Annotated in this window: 12 protein-coding genes; 1 reads left to right on the forward strand and 11 read right to left on the reverse strand. The window is 47.6% G+C overall.

The window, feature by feature from the left end; genetic code table 11:
* Positions 1-21: 21 nt before the first annotated feature.
* From HP567_RS00490 to HP567_RS00515, 6 genes are all read right to left on the reverse strand, one after another.
* A complete protein-coding gene (locus tag HP567_RS00490; protein ID WP_173610424.1) occupies positions 22-2,808 on the reverse strand; it encodes a lipase/acyltransferase domain-containing protein in 2,787 nt (928 codons plus the stop codon).
* 66 nt (positions 2,809-2,874) lie between these two features.
* A complete protein-coding gene (locus HP567_RS00495) occupies positions 2,875-6,822 on the reverse strand; it encodes an ABC transporter permease (protein WP_229087824.1) in 3,948 nt (1,315 codons plus the stop codon).
* A 38-nt stretch (positions 6,823-6,860) separates the two neighbouring features.
* Positions 6,861-7,763: an S-layer homology domain-containing protein gene (locus tag HP567_RS00500; protein ID WP_173610422.1), complete on the reverse strand. Its 903-nt coding sequence runs from the start codon at positions 7,761-7,763 to the stop codon at positions 6,861-6,863.
* Positions 7,764-7,799: 36 nt separating this feature from the next.
* Positions 7,800-8,189 (reverse strand): thioredoxin family protein, encoded by a 390-nt coding sequence (locus HP567_RS00505; RefSeq protein ID WP_173610500.1) that lies wholly within the window; start codon positions 8,187-8,189, stop codon positions 7,800-7,802.
* Positions 8,190-8,372: 183 nt separating this feature from the next.
* Positions 8,373-8,903 carry a YwgA family protein gene (locus HP567_RS00510; RefSeq protein WP_173610421.1) on the reverse strand — a complete coding sequence of 177 codons (531 nt, stop codon included), beginning with the start codon at positions 8,901-8,903 and terminating at the stop codon, positions 8,373-8,375.
* The gene (locus HP567_RS00515) at positions 8,896-10,191 is read right to left on the reverse strand and encodes an HD domain-containing protein (RefSeq protein WP_007724798.1); all 1,296 of its coding nucleotides are present in this window, start codon (positions 10,189-10,191) and stop codon (positions 8,896-8,898) included. The genes HP567_RS00510 and HP567_RS00515 overlap by 8 nt, the downstream gene beginning before the upstream one ends.
* Positions 10,192-10,387: 196 nt before the next feature.
* Between HP567_RS00515 and HP567_RS00520 the strand changes: the two genes are divergently transcribed.
* Positions 10,388-11,239, forward strand: a complete 852-nt coding sequence (locus HP567_RS00520) for a CPBP family intramembrane glutamic endopeptidase (protein ID WP_173610420.1) — start codon at positions 10,388-10,390, stop codon at positions 11,237-11,239.
* Positions 11,240-11,298: 59 nt separating this feature from the next.
* On the opposite strand, the gene HP567_RS00525 is transcribed toward HP567_RS00520, so the two are convergent.
* The 5 genes from HP567_RS00525 to HP567_RS00545 all read right to left on the reverse strand — a co-directional run bounded on the left by HP567_RS00525 (position 11,299) and on the right by HP567_RS00545 (position 17,790).
* Positions 11,299-14,409: an efflux RND transporter permease subunit gene (locus HP567_RS00525; RefSeq protein ID WP_173610419.1), complete on the reverse strand. Its 3,111-nt coding sequence runs from the start codon at positions 14,407-14,409 to the stop codon at positions 11,299-11,301.
* Positions 14,406-15,638 (reverse strand): efflux RND transporter periplasmic adaptor subunit, encoded by a 1,233-nt coding sequence (locus HP567_RS00530; RefSeq protein WP_173610418.1) that lies wholly within the window; start codon positions 15,636-15,638, stop codon positions 14,406-14,408. The genes HP567_RS00525 and HP567_RS00530 overlap by 4 nt, the downstream gene beginning before the upstream one ends.
* A 31-nt stretch (positions 15,639-15,669) precedes the next feature.
* On the reverse strand, positions 15,670-16,296 hold the full coding sequence (locus HP567_RS00535) for a TetR/AcrR family transcriptional regulator (RefSeq protein WP_173610417.1): 627 nt from the start codon (positions 16,294-16,296) through the stop codon (positions 15,670-15,672).
* A 127-nt stretch (positions 16,297-16,423) separates the two neighbouring features.
* Positions 16,424-17,152, reverse strand: coding sequence for a cell shape determination protein CcmA (locus HP567_RS00540; protein WP_173610416.1), 729 nt, complete (start codon positions 17,150-17,152; stop codon positions 16,424-16,426).
* A 14-nt stretch (positions 17,153-17,166) separates the two neighbouring features.
* The gene (locus HP567_RS00545) at positions 17,167-17,790 is read right to left on the reverse strand and encodes a YhbD family protein (RefSeq protein WP_173610415.1); all 624 of its coding nucleotides are present in this window, start codon (positions 17,788-17,790) and stop codon (positions 17,167-17,169) included.
* Positions 17,791-17,842: the final 52 nt, after the last annotated feature.

Raw genomic sequence — 17,842 nt, forward strand, 5'->3', positions numbered from 1 at the left:
TACACCCTTTGTTTTTGATGACTACACATCATTGGAATCTGTAGATTCTTCTACCTCTGTCAGTCCACGCACATCAAGCACGTAACGTCTTCCTGTTTCTTTGTAACGCTCCGAATCATCTGAAGAAAAGCGTTTGATCAGAAAGCGCGCTGGCTCCTCTCCCTCTACAGCTACAGTCGGCTGGAATTCCAAGTTTTCACCATCTCGAACATGGATAACAACGATGCGATCGTGATATTCAATTGACAGGTCTTCCCGTACTTCTTTTTTATTGGCGTCGAGCGTAAAGGTCTGACCGGATTTGTTTATCGTCACTTCAGGAAAGCTTTTGTCATCTTGTGCAATGATGTAATACAGGTAGTCAGCATTTTGGTCCGGAGCATTGCGCAATCCTGATTGTAATTCCTCATCTCCCTGTAGCAATCGCGTTACTTGGTCGATGACTTCTGGTATGGTCGGCAGTTTGGCGTGTTCGCCTTTCACGTAGTATCGTTTTTTCATATCCTTCTGGGCGTAATTGGCACTCATATACGGAACGGTGCCATCCCCAACGCCAGGATCGAGAATCGGGGACCATTCGTTATAAAAAGAATCGTAAAAGTAACCAAGCAGTGTTACTTGACCTGTACCCACGATGGAATACTGGGGAACATTGATCGTTTTGTTATCCCACTTTTCATGCATTTTGCCGCCATGTTTGACGAGCGGCGCATAGTCGAGGCGAATATTTTTGTCCTTTAAAAATTCATCATAGGTGTAGTACTGAATGTTACTCCTTTTCAGGAAGCCAACCGTTTCAAAGTATTTTTTAGAGGGTAACAGCTCGTAAACGGCAGGTGCATAAGAGGAAATCACTTTCCCTGTTTCCTCATCCAGCCAAGGGATCGAAAAATTGTATCCGTGCTTAAGAGCCTGATATGCCCGTGGAGAGCCAAGGAAGGGTGTGCCCATGTATACGACACGATTCACTTTGCGCTGGTAGGACACATTGGATAGAAGTGTTTCTTTTACCAAGAGCCCACCCATGCTATGTGCCACCAAATGCACCTGATTTGCCCCACTTGCCTTCAGTGCAGCGTCGATTTTCTCTTTTAGAAGTTTGGCATTTTTGGTGCTGCTGTAACGCCAATCGTACGGCAGTGCAAATAAGGTGCGATGCTTTTTGTATCCTGCATTCTCCAGTTCCTTTACCATGCTGTAATACTGTTCGGTAAGTTCTTTTAAAAACGGTGCATAGGAAAGATACTCGATGGCATAAAAATCATCTTTTTCCGGGTGGATCGTCGCATCACGGACGACTGGCTGCACATCTACACTATTTGGCTTGATCGGCTCCAACGAGAGTAGCCGACGGTGTTTAGGATCATTAATACCAATGAGACTATCGCCAAGTCCCAACCATATTTCCGATCTCTTTCCATTCTGCTCTACTTCCAGGCGCGATCCACCCACTCCCGGAATTAAGATAACCGGAATTGTTCTGTCTCCTATATAAAGACTGTACGAGTTAGCAGTAAATCCCGAGCGTTGGCTGGCCATAACCTTGACTTTGTAGGTTCCAGGATAGGCATTGAAGATAATATGTTCATCCGAATTTTTCGCTTTCTCGGATCTAGCGACGACTTTTCCGGCCTCGTCGAGGAGAAATACGTCCATATCCATTCCAGTAGGGATATCCTTGAGGGAGACCTCCACAGTAGAGGAGAGCTTAATGGATAAGCTGTAAAAATCCACATCCGTCTTTGAATGAAGATTCCCTACGATATTTCGGTTATACGCATCCAGCTCGTAGGCCTCTTCCATTGTGTCGTTTGGCTCGTATCCATCTGCCTTGCCCCCTCCTTGATCTGCGGAGAAATCAGCTCGCAAGCGGTAGTAGTAATCTTTCGAAAACGAGCCCTGTTTTCCAACGACCTTGATGTAGTACCATTTGTCTTTTTCAAGTGCCAGTCCCTCGATGAGCTCAGGCTCATTTCCATGCTGCTCTGAACGGGCAAGCTCCCGTTCCTCCTCATCATACACATACAAATCGTAGTCTTCGTTTGCCCGAATATCTGTGAGGGATATATTCATCTGTCCATTTGTTGTTCCTCTGATTTTCCAAAAATCAACATCATCCTTGCTGCTAATCTTTCCATGGCTGTCCTTTCCATCAAATAGCCAATCCGATTTGCTGCCCAAGGTATCATTCGGTTCTACCTCAAAGCGAGCTTCTCGACTGCGCAGTTCCGCTTCTCCTGGCTTATTCTCACCTGAAAATTCCGCATAAAATTCCTCTGCCAGCCGCGAAAGCTCTTCATCAGTGGCATCCTGCTCCTGTTTTTGTTCTGACTCTTCCGGCGGAGCTGCGTTTTGGTCTTCAATCTCTAGTTCAACCAACACTAACGGCTCTCCCTGATCGGCAGCCATTTCATCCCAAGGCGCCTTTTGGATTTTTATTTTTTCTACGGTAGGGTCTATGTGTTCAGGTAACGATAGCTCCCAGCTACGTAACGGCTCCTCTGAATCATCTATGAACATCGTTATTTGGACAGGGCTATCATCCGTAGGCATTACAGCGAGGGAAATCTGAGACTCCTCGTGAAAAGAACGAGTTTTGCTGTCGCTGCCCTGATTGACAGACAGCTCTACTTTATCCGGAGTACCCGATAATTGTGCCTGAAACCGCACCTCTCCCTCGTCGATCCATGCCCACGCCTCTTCTACGAATATCTCCGGTTCTTTTGCCCAGCCCTGTTCTACTATATTTCCCAAGCATAAAGCGAATAGGAGAAGTACACATAGCAAGCGCCGCGTGATTATTCCCACAAAAATCCCCCTCATCCTTTTTCTAACTTTACTGTAGAAAAAGACAGAGCGGGGGTGCAAATATTTTTACTGAGTCGTATGGTTGCGGATTCCTTGTCGTTCCCATGCATTTGCAATGATTCGGAAGGGTAGTTGATAATCTTTTAGCTCGTTCCCTTGCCCGGAGGCTTTATTTTGATAGGGGAAGCCTTTGTTCACGTCAAAACGAAAGGAAACAGAGTAATAGACTGCGTAGCTCGCATCCTTTTGGAAGCCATGCTGTTTATCCCCCATCAAAGGCGTATCTACGCCCACTTCACGAGCCCCTAGCTTGGATGCGGAATAGGAGGGGCCTCTCCAGAGCCGAGGAGTCGCTTGGTGCAAGGCTAACAACGACTGTAACGGCGTTTGGCGTATGCCAGTTTCTGAAATCCACGCCTGCGCAGATGTCACGACGGGAAACTGGTTACTCACAGGATGACGGTGTCGATCCTGCAGCTCCACTTGTGTCAAAATGCGCTCACCCGCGTAATAATCGTTAGGCTGGCTGTTTGGATACCTGTCTCTGGCATGATACGCTTCCCATTCGGCTGTATGGCGAATCGAGCCTGTTGCATTAGGCTCAAAGACCTCAAAGGAGCGCTCTCCCCCTTTTACCGTAATCGTATAGCGTCCTGCCATCGTTTTGGATAGGTTCTGTGGTTCACACACCTCTTCATCTTCGTCGTTCATAGCACAGCTCTCGTAGGACAGCTCAAAATCGACCTGATAATCCATCACGATGACAAAGCCGTTGATTTCTGCTTTGTACTTTTGCGATTGGAGTACTTGGCGCCAAGTCGTCTGTGTTGGGACCGTAGTTCCTGTGTACACGACCTCAGTGCCTGTAGATGCACTGCTTACCTGCCATTGCATCGGCACTCCGGGGCCCGTCAGCTTCAGATCGAGCTGTGTTGGTGTATAGACAGCCATACTCTTGGCATCTGAAATCCACCCCGGATTCGCAGTGACAGTTACGTTTTTAATATTGTCCCCGCTGACTGCACTCTCCAATTGTGCTTTAAATTGCGTAATTTTCTGATTGATCTCCTGCTCTGTTTTTTGGAAGCCTTCGTTTATTTTCGTCTGATCTATGACCACGCGAATCGTAGCAGGCTCACGTTCCCACACGCCGTCTGCATGTAATGGCAGTTTTTGTAGCTGTCGACCGTCACTGTCATAAATCTCCAAGCCAATTTCACCACCATCAAAATCGCCCCCACCGCCAGGCGGCTCCGGAACTTCTCCACCGACAATCTTCACTGGCCAAGCCGCACGATTGTCTGTCCAGATCGTCTCGTTTTCCGGCATGGATTTCGCAGGATTGATATGGGCGATAAAATCCTCGGATTTTTGCGGATACTTCGTCGGAACCGTGATCTTGCGCACCTCACCCGGCTTGAATTCATTCACGTCCAAGCGAGTTTCCTTTTCTGAGCTAGCCCAGCGAACAGCCAATTTCGTATCATGTGTTAATTTCCCGGCATTCTTCACGTTAAATGTAATCGTCGCATCGGTTCCTGCAGCTCGAGGGCTCTTCGGATCAATTTGAAAGCTCGATTTCACAATGAGTAAATTCTCTCCATCCGGTTTTGGATCACCTTTGCCGATTTGCACAAAAAAATGACCGTCGCAGCCGTCACTCTGGGTTGAATAAAATTGCACCTTGTACAGCCCTTCTAAAAGAAGACCATTTTCGTCTCTCGGGAAATACACCCAGTGGCTATTTGTGGAGCTGTTTGAGCTATCGAGTGCCTTTCCGTCTCGCTTTCTTTCCCAAGAGCCAGACGCAGGATCAAACCATCTCATCGAAAAGTGACTATCATCCGACAAAAACATCCGAAACCGATACTTGTCTCGAATCTCATCTGCTGCTATTTCAATGGTTTCCCCACGTTGGATATCCTTGCTCCACTTCTGATTGTTTCGATCGATTTCTACTGACGCTAGAATATCCCAGCATTTTTGGTCAGACTCAATGGTGAATCGCACCTCACCTGTACAGCCCGTCTCGGACTCGAACAGCAGTACAATTTCATCGCCAACATCTACGTTTGCCGGCAACATGAGCCTGAATGGCTCGCCCGCTGCAAGCTTGTCGGTTAACGCTGTTTTTCCACCGGGGCTCTTCCAATACCAAGTACCAGATACCTTCGAAGAAAACGATAGATTGGTATCGTATTGATCTCCAACCTCTGTAAAGTACTTGATGTATACGGGGTCTTTCAGTGTAAAACCTGAGCTGACTGATCCGTTCATGCTTTCCCCTTCGGGAGAAAATGGCAGAGGTGGTTCACTATGCACCAAAAACGCAACCTTTTTTTGATCAGCGATTGAGCAGGAAGCATCTTTTACCACAATCGTTATTTCCCAATTGCATTCAGGTCGCTCCCCCCATTTTGTTCCATCGAAGTTTAGCTTCAGTTTGTACGTTTTTCCTCGCTCGAATGGAAAATAGTACGGGTTATGAACATTTCCGTCCGGAAGCTTTAAACTGGAGGAATCATAAGGTCCCCATCTGCCATTGTCATTTTCTTTGACTGGCAAGGTATAGATTTTTCCGTTTGGAAGCGATACATCCCACTTGAGAGATGCCTCCGAGCTATCTCCGTATTTGGTTGTGTATTTGGCTCGGAACGCAAGTGTATCGAACGGCATAATCTCAATCGTTTCACCGTTTCTTACTGCAGATGCCGATAGCGTAACGATAGGGCATGAGTCTTCGCCATCTGGCGACTCGACTCTCAAATATTTCTCCCAGCACTCCGTTCCATCATCACTGATGTAGACGACTTTTACCCGTCCAGAGCTACCCACCCTACCTGTCGCGACCTTCCGATTCCCATTCGCTCCAGGCTTCATGTCATAACCATTCATCGTGTATTTTCCTGGTTTATTGGCAGAGAGAGTGATATCGGCATTTTTTTCGACAGCAATATCTGAGCCGCCGCTTGCAACAGCATTGTGGTCTTTTATATCCTTGTCACCAACGACTTGAATGTTCAGTTTGGTTTTTGTTGATCCGATCGAACAAGCTGGGCCCGGGTCAGGCTTTTCGGGATCAGGCTTCTCCGGCGGGATTACATCTCCTACTGTGAATTGTGCTGTGTAAGGTGTGGAAACCCTTATGCTGCTTGATCCATGGCGGCTTCTTTGGTGCAGGTCAGTGATTGTTAACGATACTTCATACACGCCTGGCTCGCTAGGCTTATATTCGGTATTTTTATAGGTCCACTTGTAGCCCGGGGGATTGCTTGTCTCGTTTACTGTGGGGATAGCCGTGCTTGGATCGTTGAATTTTTGATTAGACAAGAGGCTCTTGTATCCACGTCCTGTTGTCTTGTTGATCACATTTAAAGACCATACAAAAATGCCGCGGTCATAGTAAGAAAAGTCCGTGGCATTTGCATGGATCTCAACGGTTTCGTTGAGGTTGTATTTGGTTTTGTTGGTGGTTATGCTGCCGCTGGGTTGTGGGGTTGTTCGGAAGTGGCCTACTGAGATGTATCCGCCTTTGCCGTCTGGGACGAGGTTGTCTCCTTTGGTGTAGCCTGCGCCGCCTGAGGCGGAGGCTAGTTCTGCGAGGTTGTAGGCTTGGTACTCTACGAAATCTCTTATAGTACTACTAGAAACAGTTTTACTATAAACATTAGCAGCTCCCCCCAAGATATAATTGGGATTTCCGCCAAACTGTTTGATCCAGTAGCTTGTTTCACTTTCGTCTACGAAGTACCATCCTCTGTCTGCCTTTTTGTTGATATCAGCGAATCCTAGTACTCTATTTCCATCAATGACCCTATCTACTTCAATCTGTGATACTGTTGCACCAAGTTCTCCATCTATTCCTGAGATCGCAAGAATGTCAAACTGATTTTTTGGTGCAAGCTCTTTCTGTGAATCTACAGTAGCAACACCGATGCCGTGGTAGTTTGGTGTTGCACCTGCAAAATTTGAATAAATAGTAAGTAGCCCGCTTAAGAGACAAAAGGAGAGCACAGAAAAAATTAATTTCCTGTGCCTTATTATAAGTCGTATCATTGTTTTGTACCCTTCGCTTTATAAAATTTCCGTGTGTTATCAACTCTCTCAAAAGTAGGTAATTTGGGATACATAAAAGCACCAGCATCCGTTGAGTCGTTATTATTTATTATTACTAAAGACATATAGTCTGCACCATTTATTGAAATACTGAAGGATTCATTATTTAAAAAACCTTCTTTAACGTTTTGTTTTGAGACAAACATCGCCCTTATCATAAAATCACTATCACCCTTAGGCACCTTCCCACTAATCTTCCCATTCACAACCTTCAAGCTCTTATGAAACTCATCCGCAAATTTAGCCCCTTGCTCAAGCTGCCACTTATCCTTCCACAAATAACGCAAAATCTCCGCCGCTTCCCCTCGTGTCACAGGCAAATCCTCACGAAATTTGGGCTGTCCACTAGGCGCAGGCTTCATCCATCCCCACGTGATCAGCGCCCCGGTATTAGTTAAATTCGGATTCTTTTCACCCCGAATCGGCTTCCATGCAGCATACACCAGCGCTGCTGTTTCTTCCTTCGTCATCAGTCTGTTCGGCTCGACTTTCACTCCCGCCAAAATCCCCGCCTTCTGCGCCTTCTCATAGCTCATCTTAGCCCAGTGCCCCGCTGGGAGCTGCGGTACGGGCGCTACCTCCTTCAATCCGCGAATCGCTACTAAACTCGCAATAAACTGCCCCTGCGTGATTTGACTATTCGGATAAAAGTTTCCCTTGCTATCCAGCCATAAGTATTTCTTCTGTACACCGAAATCAATGGCTGCCTTTGCTGTATGTGAAGCGTAATCCTTCGCTGGCGCAGCAGCCTGTACGCTAGAACTGTCAGCTACTCCAGTAAGCCCTGCCATTGCGAGAAAAGCTGCTAGTAGGCATGACATCATTGCACGTTTGTTCATGGAATGACCCCCTCTTTACCGGATATTTTACCTATATTATCCATTTTTAGAAAGAGTCTGATTTAGGTGCCTTTGCAAAAAGCTTCGCAACGTATTCTCGGGTACCGCCCCTTCCAGCTTGTCGACCACTTTACCTTGTTCGACGACAAAAACAGTGGGGGTTGCCTCTGCCCCGAGGCGCGACGCTTCATCCAGCTCTTTCTGCTCATGGATATCCAGTCGTTGAATCATTTCCGGTGGATATTCCTTCACGACTCTCTCAAATGTCGGCCCAAACTCCGTACAATACACGCAACTATCACTATAGACATACACCACTCTCACTTCATGCGCACTGGCTGTCCCCCACGCGCTTATACCGGCGACAAGTATCACAACACCGAGCGCGATCCACAGCCACCATTGCTTGCTTCTGCTCACGACCATCTCCCTTTCGCTAAGCAAAATGTTTCATACCTATGCACTTGTCAAAGAACGATGCCCGTATTATGCAGCTCCGAACTGAGACAAAAAAAGCCAGCCCCATTGGACTGGCTGACATATATAAAAAAAAGACGTACCACAACTCTTGCAAGTTCGTACGCCGTGCTTGTCCTTGTATGGTGTTCCCTATTGCTTACGTGCAGTGCCGCCGTCTTCCTTCATCAGCGCACGCAGTTCTTCGATAAACGCTTGCCCTTTTTGAATCTCTTCCTCGGTGTAGCGCTGCTTGCTCTTAAACGTAAAGATTTTGCCCTTCATTTCCTCATAAGGCAGGTGGTTGAAATACAGAATCGTAGAAACCAGCTCGAGAAAACGGGAATTCTCCTCGTTCATGCGCAAAATCGCACGTTCTCCACTCCCGAAGTCAACCTCATGAAACTTGAGAAAATCATGACCGGTTTCGTTCAAAGAGTAACGATACATATGAATGGCACCTTTACTCTCCATTTGCTCATCCAGAAGCCCCATGTTGCACAGCTCATCTACTCTAAGCGTCAGTTCCTCCGAATATGGACCGTACATGTGAAACTCGTAGCGCTCATCGAAATCCATCTCCAGATGTTTTCCTATGTACACCATCTTTTGCAATTTTTTTCGCCCGCTCACTTCGCCGACTATCTCAATCAGGCGTATGATCTTGGCGTGACGATTAAGCATCCTCCATCACTCCCAGACGTTCTCGAATCTTACGGGAGAGATCCCCCGGCAAAGCCATGACTTTATCCAATGGAAAGTACAGCTTGTAATCAAAGCGCCGCTTTCCGCTAATGGCCTGTACAATTTCTGACTTCTGTGACAGCTCGACCAGCTCGCCTGAAGGCATTTGAAGCATAATCGGAATGCGCTCCTCTTCTTCTCCGGCACGGTAAAAATCATACGGAAGATCGGAGGTCGTGTCTACCTCCAAATAATACATCGGATCAATTCCGGCAGATTGAAATAGTTCTTTTAGTTCAGACAGCAAGCGAAAATCCCTCGGATTATATTCGACGTATTTAAAGAGATTCCTGTCCAAAAAACGGGCGCACAAATCTTTCAACACAGGGTCTTGCTCTCTGCGCCAGAGTTGCATATAGAAAAGAATAATGGATTCATCAAGCGCCAAATAATCAGCAAGCTCTACCTTTTCCTGCAAAAAAGGCAGCAGCATGACAGGTTCCTGCATGAACGGATAGCCTTGGGAGAACAAGAGCTTCGCCCGTTGAAAAATTTTGCACAAGATGACTTCCGCACTTCGTGTAACGGGATGGAAATAGACCTGCCAGTACATTTGATAGCGAGACATGATGTAGTCTTCGACAGCATGCATCCCGCTGAATTTAAAGACAATGCCATCCTCCTGCGGCCGCATGACACGCAAGATACGCTCAATCTCGAAATTGCCATAATTAACGCCCGTATAGTAGGCATCACGCAGCAAGTAATCCATCCGATCGGCATCGAGCTGGCTGGAGATGAGGCTTACGATCAGTTTATTGTCATATGTCTTATTAATCACTTCTGCCAATTTCTTCGGGAAGCTATCATCAAACCGACGAAGAATGCGGTTGATTTGCGTATCTCCAAGCAAAATGGCGCGCGTCCAATCCTCGTGATGGTACTTGAACACCTTTTCAAACGAATGGGAAAACGGACCGTGGCCCACATCGTGGAGCAAAGCCGCACATAGACACAGCAGCTTTTCCTCGTACGTCAACTGAATCCGACCTTCGAACGTCTCCAAAATTCTGCGCATCAGTTCATACACGCCAAGCGAGTGGTTAAAGCGGCTATGCTCTCCACCGTGAAACGTAAAAAAGCTGGTGCCCAGTTGCTTGACTCTGCGCAAACGTTGGAATTCTGCGGAGTTGATCAAATCCCAAATGAATTTGTCCCGCACGTGGACGTAGCGGTGAACAGGGTCTTTGAATACCTTTTCTTCATGAAGAAGCTGGGGCTGTTGCATCCTGGACACTCCCTTCCTGTACTGCTCTCTATCTATTACTGACAGTGAATTTTGATTCTATCATATCATACGTCTGATACCATTTCTTGCTTAATCAAACTCTTACAAAAATCTGAAGAATGCCATTTTCGCCTAGACCGAGTAAAAGGCATATAGGATTATATGGAAAAATGGTTGGAATGAGAGGTTTTCGCAAATGTGGACAAATACATTTCGATACGTAACCAAAAGCCCACTTTTCCTTCTTCTATTGATGATGATGCTCTTTCTGCCCCTGCTCGCCTCCTGGGGACAATTTCTCTCCTCAGGTTTTTTGGGACAAACGGTTTACGTATCTCTCCTATTCTGGCCGAAAACCGATTGGAAGGTCGCTGTCCCTCTTCCTGGCTGGCTTATTTTTGGTGTGATCTCGCTGCTTTACGCTGGCGGCATCTTATGGCTTGTAGGGAGGAAAAAATTGGGGCAGGCATTTCTGTTCATCCTTGTCGGTCTCTTATTGGCAAAAGCGGCTGGAGCTGCTTTTCAGGCGATTAGCGGATGGTCTAGCACGCAGCCAATCGGTGCACAGTCACTCGCTGGCAAAGCAAATCTGCTTGTGTTTGCCATCTGGCATAATCCTTTGTGGGAGGAGCTTGTCTTTCGCGGCATCCCTTTTCTCATGCTAACACTCCTCTATCGGAGGAACACAGATCTGCCCACTGGTGCAAGATGGATGTATCTACTCATTCCTTCGATAATTTTCGCCTACTATCACGTACCTGGGCATGGTCTGGGAGCTATTTTTGAATCGTTTCTCATTGGTGTTTTGTGGGCATGGGCAGCACTTCGCTGGGGACTGCTAGCTCCAATCGTCCTGCACATTTATGCAGACGCGATGATCATTCCTTCACTCCCCAAAATGAAAAACATGCCTCTGGAGGAGATTCCCTGGCTAGTCAACCAAAGCATGCTGCTACAGTCAATCTGGGCTTTATGTGTACTTGTTTTTCTCATACTGATCCTTGCTCTTTTGATAATCGGCTGGCGAAAAGCAAGAAAAGCTTACTAAAAAAACAGCGACAAACTCCCGAAAGAAATAAATCGGAGAGTTTGCCGCTGTTGCATGTATTACAGTGTCTCCGCCTCAGGCCCATACAAGTCCGGGCGCTTCGCGGCTTTTTTCGCCAGCTTTTTGATCTTGTGCTGCGTCAGAACCATATAGAAGGACGGCACGACGATCAAGGTCAAAAGGGTCGAAAACGCCAATCCGGAAATAATGGTTACCGCTAGCGGTTTGAACAAAACGTCACCTGAAATAGCGAGCGGCATCATACCCGCAATCGCAGTAAGCGAGGTCAAAAGAATAGGCCGCAGTCGTGCCTCACACGCAGAAATAACCGCCTGCTTCAGCTCCATTCCTGTATGGCGTGCCTCCTCGATGAACTCGATCAAAACGATTCCGTTACGCACCACGATGCCCGCCAACGCAATAATCCCCATCATTGTCATAAAGCCAAGCGGTGTCTGGGTCACGAACAAGCCGATCAAGCTCCCTGATACAGCGAGATAAATCGTACTTGTAACCAGTACCGGAATGGTCAAGGAATAGAATTGCATCGCGATCAAAATCAGGATCAGGAAAACGACCAGAATCGAGAGTTTGCCCATGTCGATGAAAATATCAGTCTGCTCGGAAGTCTCGCCGCCAATCTCATAGCGGTATCCTTCAGGCAAGGACATATTATCGAGCATCGGCTTGATCTCTGCCATTACTTCTGTCGCGGTTCTGCCTTTCAGATCACTGGTAACTGTCACGCTCCGCGACAAATCACGATGCGGGATCGTCTGTGTACTGAAAGTCGGTTTTACCTCCGCGAGCTGTGACAACGGGATCAGCTCTCCTCGCGCATTGGCGATGCTGAGTCGCTGGAACAGCAAGGCAGGGTCTTCCTGGCCTTTTTGCAAGAACAGCTTCATATCTATCAAGTCTGAGCCCGTATCAAACTCGCTGACGGTAATGCCTTCGCTCACCAGACGCAATGTCGTGGACAAGTCCGTGTAGTTGACGAGCTTTTGCTCCATCAGCTCTTTGTTGACGACAAATTCCAAGGTGTAGCGTTCTACCCCGAAATCGTCTTGGACATTGTACGTTCCCTCTAATCCGGCAACCTTTTCTTTTGTTTGTGCAGAAAGAGAGCGCAGCGTCTCAATATCCTCTCCATACAAACGAATCACAACTGGTTTTCCAACCGGGGGACCTGCCTCCAACTGCTTCATCAAGATACTCGCTTCTGGATACAGCTTTTTGAATTCCTCCGTCCACGGCTCCAGCATGTTCTCGAGATGGGTCTCTTTTTCATTATAACGAACCACCAGCTGTCCGACGGTAATGCCGCTTCCGGCAGCCGTATCTCCGCCGAACATTTTCGGTGCACTGCCTCCAGCGTAGGCAGATACTGCCTCGATGCCGGGCTGCTTCAACACCCAGTCTGCCGTCCCACGCACCACCCGGTCTGTTTCTTCCAGACTGTTGCCCACGGGAAGACGGATATCGATGAGAAACTGCGGGCGATCATCGTTCGGGAACAATTCCACGGGAGTGAACGGTATCAATCCATATGCTGCCGTTCCAATCAATACGCCAATCATTCCTGCCAAAAGCGGTCGCTTCAAAATTTTCGGCATGAACTTGCTCGCATACCACTTGGTCAGCTGCAACAATTGTTTCCCCAAAAGTCCGGCAGGCTTGCGATACCCTTCTACGCCAGCCTTTCTACGTTGCTCATACCATTGGCGAAAGATCGGGATGATCGTCAGCGACATGAGCATTGATGCCAGCATCGTCATCGAAATAATGACCGGAACCGGGCGAATGAACTGCCCGACGTTGCCGCTCAAAAACATCAAGGGCGCAAACGACGCAATCGTAGCCAGCGTAGCGGTCGTGATCGAAATTGATACTTCCTTGGCACCATTAACCGCCGCAGCCATCGGTTTTTCGCCCAGGACAGACAGTCGCCGCTCGATATTGTCATTGACCACCACGGCGTCATCGACCAAGATCCCGAGCACAATAATCAAGGAAACGATCGAGATCATGTTGAGTGAAATACCCAGAGATGGCAGGAACATAAGCCCCACAGCCAAAGAAATCGGAATCGCCATCGCGACTACCAACGATGTGATCAGGTTCAATCCGAGCGCACACACCACCAAAACAGCGATGATGGCAATCATCATTTCCCGGGTCAGGTCGCTAAAAAGCTCATCTACGCGTTCATTTTGACTATAAATCGAGTGTCTTTCGGCCCCTGCCGGAAGTGTTTTATCCAGCGTCACCATCATCTCGTCTACGCGCTTCTGCAAGGACGGCACATCACTTCCCGTCTCTGCATTGACGCTGATCGTGATCGAAGGCTTCCCATTGAAATACGAGGTTGTTTTCACCGTCTCCGTCGTCATTTTGATCGATCCGATGTCCTTCAGATAGATCGGGAAGCCCTCTTTTGAACGGGAGATAATGACTTTGTTCAGTTCTTCGACATCTGTATTTTCCGCCAGCTTGAGCTGGTAGGTCCGTTTTTCTGTGGTCAGGTCGCCAAGCGGGATTTTTTCATTTTCCTTTTTGACAGCCATCATCACCTGACTCCACGTGATCCCGTACTGGCTCAGCTTTTGCGTATCAACCTCGATGTGGACTTCCTGCTCCGGTAGACCTTCCACCAGTACATCCGCTACGTTTGGAATGGTGCGCAGCTGTTCTTTCCACGATTTCAGCATGGTACGCATGCTGTACAATTCCTCACGCGTGTCTGCAGTGACCGCAAACGATTGGACAAACGTACGGTTCAAATCATCATTGATGATCGGTTGTTTCGCATCGGCTGGCAGATCAGCCTCTGCGTCTTTTACCTTCTTCCGCAATTCATCCCATTTTTGCTTCGGGTCTACGTCACTCTTTGCTTCCACCATGATAAATGAGACGCCGAGGGAAGATGAGGATGATATATAGTTAAGTCCCTGCAATTCATTGATTTTTTCTTCCAGCTTTTTCGTAACAGCCTGCTCGACCTTTTCCGGCGAAGCTCCCGGGTACACCGTCGTGATCGTCGCCATGTTCACGATAATATCCGGCATCTCTTGCTTGGGCAGTTGAAAAAAGCTGAGGGAGCCCACAAGTACGATCATGCTGAAAAACAGGAGCGTAATTTTGCGCTTTTGTACGATGTACTTGATCACGGTTGTGTACCTCCTGCCGCCTCGATTGGGTCACCGTCAAACAAACGGTCCACCCCTTTGACGATCAGTTGGTCTCCTTCTTTTAGTCCGTTCTTGATCTCGAGCTTGTCACTTACAATCTGCCCGATAGCTACGCTAGTTTTGACAGCCTTGCCGCCTGCATTGACGAAGACATGCGCATCATCTTGTCCTCTACTGATGACTGCTTCTACTGGTACGTAGACACCTTCCTGCCCCGTTACCGTTTTGGTTGCTTTCACCACCTGACCAGCAAACCAGTCTCGAGCTTGGTTGGCGATTTGGACCTCTACGCCAATCGTTCCGGTATTTTGGTTCGTGGCAGGAAATATTTTTGTCACTTTGCCATCCCGTTTTTGTCCATACAGGTCTAAGGAGATCGTCTCGCCTACTTTCCATGCAGAAATCTCACGGTCAGGAACGGGCAGTACGACTTTTAATGTGTCGATGTTGCCGACCTGATAGACGGGGGTACCTGAACCGACCAAATTGCCCGCAGACGAGAGCTTGGCGATGATCGTCCCATTAATCGGCGAACGAAGCTGCGTTTTGGCAAGTGTATTGGCTGCCACTTCTTTGGCGATAATCGTCTGATTGTATACAGCCTGCGTCAACTGTTTGTCTTCCGCACGAGCCCCTTGAGTAACCAGTGAATAAGACTGCTGTGCGTTTTGCAAATCCTTTTGAGCAATCGTCAGTCCATTTTGTGCACTTTCATACTCGCTTTTGGAAATGGCATTTTGCTGGTAGAGCTTTTCAATCCGATTGAAATCATCCTGCATTTTTTGGAGTCCAACTGTTGCCTTCTCCACAAGCAAACGCGCCTGTGTCACTTCTTGCTCTCTCGCCCCATTGTTTACCTTGCTAAGATTCGCCGCACTCTGCTGCACGGCAGCGCTGGACGAAGCAACCTGGAGTGAATAATCTGTGGCGTTTACACGGGCAAGCACATCTCCCGCTTTAACCGTGTCCCCTTCTTTTCGGTTCATCTCCACAATACGACCGCCTACTTCAAAAGAAACGAGTGCTTCCTCCAAAGGAGCCAGCGTACCAGACAACTCCGTAACGGTGACAGCCTCCTCCTTCTTCACTGGCGCAACAACGACATGTTTCACTTCCTTCTGGGGTGCCGAAGCGGGCTGTTGCTCGCTGCAAGCCGTCGTTGCCAGTAGTCCGATCATCATTACAGATACAAGCCATCTTCTCTTCATGACTTCCTCCGCCCCTATGTAGCTATGCTGTTTATTTGAGTCCTCTGATGCCTTGTAGCAAGATTTCAGAAGCATTTTCAAAAAGCTCTTCTTCTACCATTTGGATATCGAGATTGACCCGATACTTCGCCATGAAGGCGTAGAAAAAAGTGGAGACGAACATAAGAGCTGCCGTGAACGGATCTGCCTTTGGCAAATGCCCTTGCTCCTGAAACGCAAGGAGCTTTTTGGACAATACCTCGACTGCGGTCATCGGCAAACTGCTGAACATCTGCACGACTTCCGGGTGGTTATCCGCTTCAATCATGCAGATCATGAAAATTTCTTTGCGCTCGACCAATAAGCCGTAATACGTACGTGCGTAGCTGACCAGCATTTCCTTGATATCAGAAAACTCGCCTTGCAACCCTTGCTCCAGCTGCTCCCGGACATCCATGATTTCTTTCAGGAGCTCTGTCAAGATGCCTACCTTGTTCTTGAAGTGACGAAATACCGTTACCTCATTAACCCCCGCAAGCTCAGAAATCTTGCGTGTAGTCGCTCCCTTGTATCCCTTTTGTGCCATTAGCTGACGTGCGGCCGATAAAATTCGCTCACGGGTTTCCTGTTCCTCTTCGCCTCTCCCCCCCAGCTTCTGTTCTATATCTGGGTGATCCATAGCGCACCTCCATGCCAAGCAAGCAATTACTTGCATTTTCATTTTTTTCCAAGCTCATTATATAAAAAGACTGCATGCATGTAAATACTTGCATACAGTTTGGAATGTTCATTTTTCCTTGTCAGTCTTACCGTTGTGTCAGCGTCTTAATCTGTGAGCTCGGGTCTTGCTTGCATTCTGTGCTGTATTCGACCAGATCAATTTCGCAGTCGGGACCTATCTCGATCTTGTTGCCGCGAACGACCTTGGCCTTTGTGTTTTCCAAATAGATTTCGTCACCTTCAATCGTCTCTACGGACAAGGTATTATTGAGAAAATGCTTCAACAGCTTGCCCAAAGTGCTATTGCCTGTTCGGCGCACCTCGATGTGCTCTCCGCCCATTTCTTTTGCCTCACAGCTGCCATGCAGAATGACCTCGATTCGCCCCGCATTCAGCAGTCCTCCGATATTAAACGCACCGTTTGCCCGGAACACTTCGGCTTCACAATCCCCTGCGGTCTTCAATGATCCGTGAACCTTTACATCCTCTCCAGCCATATTGCCCTGTACTTTGACATTGCCACCGACTTTTAGACTCGTAAAATTCAAATCGTCCGCAACATCAAGCTGACCATATACAGACAATGTATCCATTTTCACTTTGCCTTTAATCGACGCGTTGCCCTCTACTTTTGCCGAAGAGCCAATGAGATTTCCCGTGATACTGACATGTCCGGCACAATGAAGCGACTCGCACTCTACATCGCCATTGATCTTGCCATAACCTTGCACATCTACTTTGTTGTATACGCCACCCGTAGCATTCACTGCCCCATGAAAGATCAAATCTAGCTTGTTCTTATTCTCGTTCTGCATGGTATGGTCTCCCCCTACAAATATTTTCCTTTTAATTCCTCGATGCAATTGGCTAGATCGAGCCGTTTCACTACCTTTACACCGCTATCAAAATACATTTCGGTAGAGCCAGACACCAACACGAACGTGGAAATCCCCATCTTGCGCATAAAGATCAGCTCACAAGGCTTCCCTTCGAATTTGGGATAGTGGCTAGCCAGTACCTGCAGCAATCCGCCGCCTTCATCTACACTTAAGTCTCCTGCGGCCAAAAGCTTTTCTAACACATAGGCGTATAGTGCTTGCTGGAAGGTAAAGGTCCGCAGACTCCCGAGAAAAACGTTAAACACTTCTAAAGAAGTTGTCGAAACAATGTTTCGTGCCAACAATTCCTCTGCGGTCAACGACGTGTCACTCATACTTGGTGAAAACATGTCCGCCAATTCATCCAGCGACAGGTCGTCTTTCATGTTCAGGATCTTGTCGATTCGAGCCAAAATCTGTTCCCGCGGGAAAAAGGTTTCTTGCCCTGTAAAAGTTGCTCGACGAATGAACCACTCCTCTGGAATCAAGTTCTTTCGTTTCCAACGGTACAATTGTCCATACGAAATGCCAGTAAGCTCCAGCAGGTCCTTCTTCGAAATTACATTTGTGTCCAAGTGAAGCACCTCCAAAGACAATGTAACATAACACTGTTACGTTATTCAACTG

This window comes from Brevibacillus sp. M2.1A, assembly GCF_013284355.2.
Taxonomy (GTDB): Bacteria; Bacillota; Bacilli; order Brevibacillales; family Brevibacillaceae; genus Brevibacillus.

What these genes read in the sequence shown, in the direction of transcription:
- HP567_RS00500 (WP_173610422.1), bottom strand. Translation starts at nt 7,763, where the DNA reads ATGAACAAACGTGCAATGATGTCATGCCTACTAGCAGCTTTTCTCGCA.
- HP567_RS00505 (WP_173610500.1), bottom strand. Translation starts at nt 8,189, where the DNA reads ATGGTCGTGAGCAGAAGCAAGCAATGGTGGCTGTGGATCGCGCTCGGT.
- HP567_RS00510 (WP_173610421.1), bottom strand. Translation starts at nt 8,903, where the DNA reads ATGCTTAATCGTCACGCCAAGATCATACGCCTGATTGAGATAGTCGGC.
- HP567_RS00515 (WP_007724798.1), bottom strand. Translation starts at nt 10,191, where the DNA reads ATGCAACAGCCCCAGCTTCTTCATGAAGAAAAGGTATTCAAAGACCCT.
- HP567_RS00520 (WP_173610420.1), top strand. Translation starts at nt 10,388, where the DNA reads ATGTGGACAAATACATTTCGATACGTAACCAAAAGCCCACTTTTCCTT.
- HP567_RS00530 (WP_173610418.1), bottom strand. Translation starts at nt 15,638, where the DNA reads ATGAAGAGAAGATGGCTTGTATCTGTAATGATGATCGGACTACTGGCA.
- HP567_RS00535 (WP_173610417.1), bottom strand. Translation starts at nt 16,296, where the DNA reads ATGGATCACCCAGATATAGAACAGAAGCTGGGGGGGAGAGGCGAAGAG.
- HP567_RS00540 (WP_173610416.1), bottom strand. Translation starts at nt 17,152, where the DNA reads ATGCAGAACGAGAATAAGAACAAGCTAGATTTGATCTTTCATGGGGCA.